Below are 7,436 nucleotides of genomic sequence, written 5' to 3' on the forward strand. Positions count from 1 at the left end.
GACCTTCAAGGTAGATACGGAGAATTTGCACTATAGAGAAATTAGTAAAGACAAACAATTTGTTTTAAGTGTATTAGAAACTAATATTTTCAATATTAAGTTGCTTTAATTTGTTGAAATCCAGAGAATTATTTTCTCCTTTAGCAAATAACTTTTGAAAATTGTATTCACCATGAATATTGATATGTTGCCAGGACATTATAGAACCATTTTTTATAATTGATAGCATTTTTTCAAATTCAGCTTTGGATTTACATTTAGAGAGTTCATCGCTAATTTTTAGGTAATTCCATAAAACAATACTGTTTTGAATCAAATGTCGTGTCGCTACAATAATTTCTTGTTCTTCCTTACTACCGTATTTGATATTTTGATTATTACCAAAAAAAATAGCCTTAGCAAATTGATGTGAGTTTTCAACCCTATTCAGAGCTTTTTCTGTTGACTTGCGTAAATCAACTTCATCCAAATATTTGAGGATAAAATATGTTTTAAAAATTCTACCCACTTGCTTTAATGCTCTATAAAGTGGGTGTTGTTTTGAATATGAACTTAAACGCCTTAATATGCTAGAAGCTGTGGTCTCTCTAAGCTTTATTGTTACAAGCAACCGCAATATATTATCCCATTGTTTTTCTATTAATTTGGTATCAATATATTGCGTAGCAGTAGGGAGAATATCAAATTTATTCAATAGGTATAGTTTTTTTGGGTTCTCTCTAAATGTATACCGTATTTGATTTTTTAGATTCTTTATCCTTGGAGCAAAAAATACTCCCAGCCCGTTAGTAATAGCAAAAATGATTTCACTATAACCATGAGTATCTGTAGAATGAATGGTACTTTCTATTTCATCATTAAGCATTAATCCATCGATAACATAAGCTGCTTCACGTTCTGATGAACTAATAACAGTATTGTAAAAAAGCCTACTTGATTCATCAATAAAACTATAGGCCGTAACACCTTTACCAGAACCAAAATATTTAAATGAGTGATTCGCATGAATAGAAGGAACATCTACACTAAACTTTTGACCATCACTTGATGTATGATTTTCATTCAAGTTCTTTTTATAAATCTTAGATAGCGATAATTGATTAATTATTGAGTTAAGTCTAGCGTTAGCTTCATCTAAATTTTCTTTACTGAAATACCATTTTACCAGATGATTTAGTGTATCAATAGTTATACCACTGGAAATTTTTGCCATTCTACCTATTCCTATATTACACCCAAAAGCGATAATTGTTGCATAAAACGCTTCGTTTAAAGGTCTTGTTTTATACCCTTTTTGAGAAAAATGAGAAAAACAATCAATAAACTTAGAAGTAGTATTTATTTCTGAAAGTATCAATGGTAATGGAATAACTGAGCCCTCATCACTTTCTAAAAGTTTAATAAGGCCCTTATTTTCCTGTGCTTTATCGTCTTTTGGAGTTGCAACTCGGATTGCCCCAGATTTAGTAACATTTAAATATTTGTTATCATAAATATTTTTATTGGTTCTTTCGTATTGCTTGTGCAAAGCAAAACTCATATTTTCTAAAAAATCATTTACTTCTATTTTAAAGGGAAGATTTGCACGTTTAAGTAGCTTTTCTTTTTGATCTTTCCATCTTTTATTTGATACAAGGTATTCCTCTACAGCTCTGTATCTATTAGAATTCTTTAGGTTTAAGGCTCCAGACTTTATCAAGTCTTTAATCTTGATAAATAAAAGAACCTTCCATAATTTCCATGCATTCTCATTATTTGTCTTTAAAGCGCTTTTTCCTTTATTGTCTAGAAAATTTTTAGGTAAAAACTTATGATTAGTTTTATTAGCATTGACCTTAAAATAATTAATAGCCTCGAAAATTTCCTTATTTGAAGTCTCTTTGTTAAAGTCAAGTACATTAATAATTCCTGAGACTCTGTTCTGTAACCTACGATAGTTTGAAATATAATTAGTAGTTACAAATTGATCTTTCATACCAGAGGAAAGCGAATTTTGTAACTTTTCGAGTTCACCTTCAATTTTTTTCCTCTGAATATGCCTTTCGCCCTTTGAATTATCCATTTCAGAAAATACCTTTTGTATTTGAAAAATTTTTTCCTTGTCACTCTTTGAATTATTAAAGGCAACACCTCTCATATCATCGACATAATCAGAGAGTGACCTGATCATTTTTATGATTTTTTGAGTTTGTATTAATTTAACTGGTCTTTGCTTTAGAAAATCTTCAGTTACTTTTTTTTCAATTTCATTTTCAAATCGTTGTACTGATTTGAGTAGCGTGTCAACAAAAAAATCTTGTCTTATACGGTATTGATAAACTATAAATGCTAAGAAGTATAAATACTTTTTCTCTTGTTCTTTCAATGCCAATAATTGCACATGAGCTGATTTGATAAGCCAAACAGCATAATAGTTTAACAATTGATCTGAAAGTTCTAAAGAATCAAGACAATCCGTGAATTCTTTATATAAATCAGCAACAATTGAAAAATCATCTAAACTTTGTTTTATTTTCCTGGGTGTTATTTCTTGTTCTGGACTTTTAATAGTTGTAACTAAATATGGATTTGTTGGTGATATAGGTTTATCATTATCCTTACCCATTTTTAAAATGACATCGATGGTATCTTTCTGATTATTGCTTAAAGATTTATCTACTTTATTTAAAAGTTCATTCTCCAGGTTATTAAGAGATTTAGATATTGTTTCAGCAAATACTCGATAACTTGGTATTTCAAATTTGTTTTCTTCACATATCCGAAGTAAGGTTTTTATTATTTGTTTGGGTCTTAATGCCGTCCTAACTAAGGCATTCACTTCGTTTTCAAAATCTGTCTTCCAGTCTATAAAAAGTTTAGCTCCAATGCTTTTTGAAATTAATTTTTTATGTCTAGTAAATGTATTTCTATGATATTCGTTAAAATCTAGATCATACTCTATATTGCATTGGCTGATAACATATTGAATATCTGCTTCTCTAAATTCATTGGTTTTGTAGAATCTACAACTATGTTTGAAATATCCATACATTAAAACAAAGACTATAAAATTTAAAGGAGTTTTAAAATAATCTGCATATTCCTTGTATAAATTTATATCAAAGTATTCTTGTCTTTGCTCTTTATTAAATTCAGGTACCTTATCAAATTCCCGAATTTCATTTTCGCTATAAATTTTAAGAATCATATTATAGAACCAATAAAACTGTGGTTCATTTTAGGTATACCTTTAACTTACCACTCTCAGTTAAGTGCATTAAATTACAAAATTAATGTAAAATGCACTATATTTACTGAACTATCTATAATGAACTATTATTATGAGAACTTATGCTTATTTAAGGGCATCTACTAACGAACAGGATGCACATAGGGCAAAAACTGAACTTGTGAACTTCTCAAAGCAAGTGGGGTTGACAGTTTCCTTTTGGTTTATTGAATATGAAACAGGTAGTAAACTAAATAGACCTGAACTTTTTCGGCTTTTAGAAATTGCAGATCCTGGTGATATACTCCTTGTAGAACAAGTTGATCGCATTAGCAGATTGAATGCAAAGGACTGGGAAACCCTGAAGCTCTTAATCTATGAAAAAAATATTAGGGTTGTGGCTATCGACCTACCAACAAGCCATAAACTGATTGATACACCCGATGAGTTTACAAAAAGAATGTTATCTGCTATAAATGCCATGATGTTAGATATGCTTGCTGCAATAGCGCGAAAAGATTATATGGATAGAAGAAAGAGACAAGCACAAGGTGTTCAAAAAGCAAAAAAATTAGGTAAATATAAAGGTAGACCTGTAGATCTTCAGCTTCATCATAAAATAGAAATGCTCCTAAAAGAAGGTAAAAGTTATAGTGATATTCAAAGTTTGATCGGCTGCTCTAGACATACTATATCTAAGGTCAACAAAAAGCTAAAAACAGTATCTCTTGCTTAGTTCATACATTATGAAACGAATAGAATTACATTTAAAGAATAAGTCAGTTAAACCCACTGCAATGCGTTTATTGGTTCTGCAATTTTTTACTGAACAAACCAAAGCGGTATCTTTAAAAAATTTGGAAATCGCATTAGCGCCAGCAGACAAAAGTACATTATTTCGTACATTGAGGACTTTCGAAAAAAATAAAATTATCCATAGTATTGAAGATGGTACAGGCGTTACAAAATATGCATTGTGTTTAGAAAGTTGTAACTGCGAATTACAAGATTTACACTACCATTTTCATTGTACTCAATGTGAAAATACATTTTGTTTAACTATGCTTAACATTCCAACCATAGACCTGCCTACTAATTTCAAAATGAATCAAGCAAATATGGTTATCAAAGGTTTATGTTCAAATTGTAATAATTAAACTTTGCAGTTAAGTTGCATTGAATAAATAGTAAATTTGCTTTGTGAAATTTATAACGCTCATATTTGCTTTTATGACATTGGTTTTATCCTCTGTTCCTTGTTCTGATGAAGTTAACGAAACAGATAATAGCATTCAGGCAGAAAATCACAGCGACCATTCAGAAGATGAATGTACGCCTTTTTGCACCTGCGCTTGTTGTGGTATTGCAATTCCTTTTGAGGTTTTATTTTTTGAAGATATACATATTAATACTTCCGTTATTTCACATACTTTTAGGTATCAAACTAATTTCACACAAGGTTATATTACTTCTATTTGGCATCCTCCTGCCACTTCTTAAATAATTTGGTCTTGGGATAGGTATGCCTTGTCCTAATTAAAAATAATTTAATAATCATAGAATTTATTTGAATGAATAAAACAATATTTGGCATCGTACTATGCCTACTATTAAGTGCATCAGTTTATGCACAAAACACCTCAGTAACCATAAAAATAATAGAAGAAGAAACCAACGAGCCTTTAATCGGTGCAACTGCCTATTTTGAAACCCTTAAAATAGGCGCAATAACCAATGATGAGGGTTTAGCAGTATTAGAAAATGTACCTTTAGGAGAACAAGAGATTACCATTTCTTTTGTCGGCTTTGAAACCATTTTTGATACGATACAAGTAACTGAATCTACGCCTATAAAAACGTATTTAATGCACGAAGGAGGTATGGAGTTAGAAGGCGTTGTTGTCCAATCTACTCGAAGTACACGAACCATAAAAAAAATCCCTACACGAGTAGAATTTATCGGAGCAGAAGAATTGGGCGAAAAAGCCATAATGAATGCTTCCAATATTTCAATGGTACTGCGTGAGAGTACAGGTATTCAGATTCAACAAACCTCTTTGAGTAGTGTAAATAGTAGTATTCGTATTCAGGGGTTAGATGGTAGATATACCCAAATTTTAAAAGATGGCTTCCCTTTGTTTGGTGGGTTTTCAGGAGGATTGAGCATTAACCAAATCCCACCTTTAGACCTTAACCAATTTGAAATTATTAAAGGAAGTGCCTCAACTTTGTACGGTGGTGGTGCTATTGCAGGATTGGTAAACTTGGTTTCTAAAACACCTGACGAAGAACCTAAATTAGATATTCAACTTGCACAAACACACGTAGGAGGTAGTACCGCTAATGTTTTATATAGTAAACGAAAAAATAAGTTTGGTTATACATTATACGGTTCAGGGCATTATCAAAGCCTATACGACCCTGACGATGATGATTTTAGTAATTTACCCGAAACCAAGACCTTTTCATTTAATCCTAAACTCTTTTATTACCCATCAGAGAATGAAATACTTTGGTTAGGTGTGAATGGTACGTTTGATAAAAGAGAAGGAGGTGATATTATAGCCATCAGGGATGGTGCTAATGGTATTCATCAATATTCCGAAGAAAATATCTCAACACGAATTAGTACACAGGCTGTTTATGAAAAGGAAATAAACGATTTAAAAGCATTTCAAATTAAAAATAGTGTATCGTATTTTGATAGAGAATTGATAACACCAGATGTCCTGTTTTCAGGTAGACAATGGGATGTATTTACGGAAGCAAATTACACCATTCAAAAGGAGAAAACTGATTGGGTTTTTGGAGGAAACTTTTACAGTAATCTATTTAAAGAAAAAGATAATCCTACACCTAGAAATCAAGACAATATAACTTTTGGGGCATTTGTGAATAATACAACTGACTTATCCGATAAATTTATTTTAGAATCGGGACTTAGAACTGATTACGTGCCAAATTGGGGTGTGTTTCCTTTGCCTCGTGTTTCTTTATTATGGAAAGCCAATAACCATTTTTCAAGTCGTTTAGGTGGAGGATTAGGTTACAAAATTCCTGATATGTTTACTGAAGAGGCAGCAACTCTGAATTTTCAAAATATTTTACCGATTAATGAAGGTAATTTGAATGCAGAGCGTTCTTATGGAGTAAATATAGATTTCAATTATAATAACAGGATTTCTGATGAAATAGGTTTTTCAATCAATCAACTTTTCTATTTAACAAGCATTGATAATGCACTATTGCTTGATGAACAATCTAACGGCACGTATTTATTTGAAAATGCTGATGGAGTAGTTTTAAGTAGAGGAGCAGAAACTAACATTAAGTTTACCTATGATGATTTGCGATGGTTTTTGAACTATGCTTATATCAACACTACATTGAATTATTTACCTAATAATCCACAAAAAACGCTAACACCAAAGCATCAAGCAGGCAGTGTTTTAATGTATGAAAATGATAAATGGCGAATTGGTTATGAAATCTATTATACAGGTAGCCAAAGATTAAATTCAGGCAGACAAACACAAGATTTTTTTACAATGGGATTAATGGTTCAAAGGCATTTTAAGTGGGGAAGTCCATACGTTAACTTTGAAAACTTTACAGACCGCAGACAAAGTCGCTTTTCTACTGAAACCTTACCGCCTCATCAAGATCCTCAATTTGCAGAAATTTATGCTCCAACAGATGGTTTCATATTTTCCGTTGGAGTTATTATAAATCCATTTGGTAGGGAAGATGAACATTAAAAAATAATTATGAAATTATATACTAAAATTCCGAAAAGTTTAAAACCATATTATGAAAAAGAGTTGATAAACTATGCTAATGAGTATTCCTCAGGTAATATAAAAGGTGCATGGTTGCATCTAGAACGTGCGCATATCTTAGGACAAAGATATCCTCTTGAGCATACTTTTGTTCATTGGAAAATGCTACTCTTTGGGTTTAAGATAAAGAGTACAAAGGAAATTATTGGTCAAATTCCACGACTTATTTTTGGTGGAATAAAATCTTTTGTTGGAAAGGTACCTCTTGGAAATCCAGGAGGTGCAAATGTACCACCTTTAAAGTCTTTTCCTTTAGAAATTGAACTTCAAACCATATTCAAAAAATCAGATATTTCAATATAAATTAGACTATACTTTTTTATTCCATGACATAAATTTGTAATAATGACCTTCTATGGTGCAAAAATTCCGAGTCTACCTTGAAGGCC

Annotated in this window: 6 protein-coding genes; 5 read left to right on the forward strand and 1 reads right to left on the reverse strand. The window is 31.3% G+C overall.

The genetic code is table 11. The features are described from left to right. Nucleotides 1–73: 73 nt before the first annotated feature. On the reverse strand, nt 74–3,187 hold the full coding sequence (locus tag BVC87_RS22735; RefSeq protein WP_075344697.1) for a Tn3 family transposase: 3,114 nt from the start codon (nt 3,185–3,187) through the stop codon (nt 74–76). A gap of 133 nt (nt 3,188–3,320) precedes the next feature. On the opposite strand from BVC87_RS22735, the gene BVC87_RS22740 reads away from it, so the two are divergent. The 5 genes from BVC87_RS22740 (at nt 3,321) to BVC87_RS22760 (ending at nt 7,350) form a co-directional block, all read left to right on the forward strand. Further along, complete coding sequence (locus tag BVC87_RS22740; protein ID WP_075344698.1) at nt 3,321–3,944, forward strand: recombinase family protein; 624 nt, start codon at nt 3,321–3,323, stop codon at nt 3,942–3,944. Nucleotides 3,945–3,954: 10 nt separating this feature from the next. Further along, on the forward strand, nt 3,955–4,365 hold the full coding sequence (locus BVC87_RS22745) for a Fur family transcriptional regulator (protein ID WP_075344699.1): 411 nt from the start codon (nt 3,955–3,957) through the stop codon (nt 4,363–4,365). Nucleotides 4,366–4,408: 43 nt separating this feature from the next. Next, complete coding sequence (locus tag BVC87_RS22750; protein WP_317041751.1) at nt 4,409–4,708, forward strand: DUF6660 family protein; 300 nt, start codon at nt 4,409–4,411, stop codon at nt 4,706–4,708. 71 nt (nt 4,709–4,779) lie between these two features. Beyond that, nucleotides 4,780–6,966 carry a TonB-dependent receptor gene (locus tag BVC87_RS22755; RefSeq protein WP_075344701.1) on the forward strand — a complete coding sequence of 729 codons (2,187 nt, stop codon included), beginning with the start codon at nt 4,780–4,782 and terminating at the stop codon, nt 6,964–6,966. Between the two features lie 9 nt (nt 6,967–6,975). Beyond that, a complete protein-coding gene (locus BVC87_RS22760; protein ID WP_075344702.1) occupies nt 6,976–7,350 on the forward strand; it encodes a DUF3703 domain-containing protein in 375 nt (124 codons plus the stop codon). The last annotated feature ends 86 nt before the right edge of the window (nt 7,351–7,436 follow it).

This window comes from Tenacibaculum agarivorans (genome assembly GCF_001936575.1).
GTDB classification, from domain to species: Bacteria; Bacteroidota; Bacteroidia; order Flavobacteriales; family Flavobacteriaceae; genus Polaribacter; species Polaribacter agarivorans.